General features: G+C 30.2%; 1 pseudogene. It reads right to left on the bottom strand.

Going from position 1 to position 381, the window contains the following annotated elements:
* A pseudogene (espX1, locus tag E0D98_RS26045) lies at nucleotides 1-381 on the bottom strand (type III secretion system effector EspX1); the annotation flags it as partial.

Consider the following 381-nt stretch of genomic DNA (forward strand, 5'->3'; position numbering starts at 1 on the left):
CCAAAATAATACCCATATGAAAGGTCGCTCTTTTCTATTGTTATATTTGATAGCAACATTTTATGTATATTAATATTAAGGGCAGTCAAATACTGGATGTTTTGCTCGTTAAGTTCATGCATCTCCAGAGATTTATTATAGGGTAATAAAAGTATAAATTCCTTTACATTATTTCCGCAGTAAGAAAAGACAACATCAAATTTATTGGTGATTGTGTTTTCAGTTGAGCAGTAAGCTGATTTTTTTATTAATCGACTGGGTATGCTTTTAAATAAAGATAATTTTTTACATAGTTGTGAATATGCAATATTGCTAGTTTTAAAGTTCTGCCACATTATTCCCTGGTTATCATCTATCGATGAGGAGGGGATTTTATTGCAT

The organism is Escherichia sp. KCJ4928 (genome assembly GCF_004352695.1).
Classification (GTDB): domain Bacteria; phylum Pseudomonadota; class Gammaproteobacteria; order Enterobacterales; family Enterobacteriaceae; genus ECMA0423.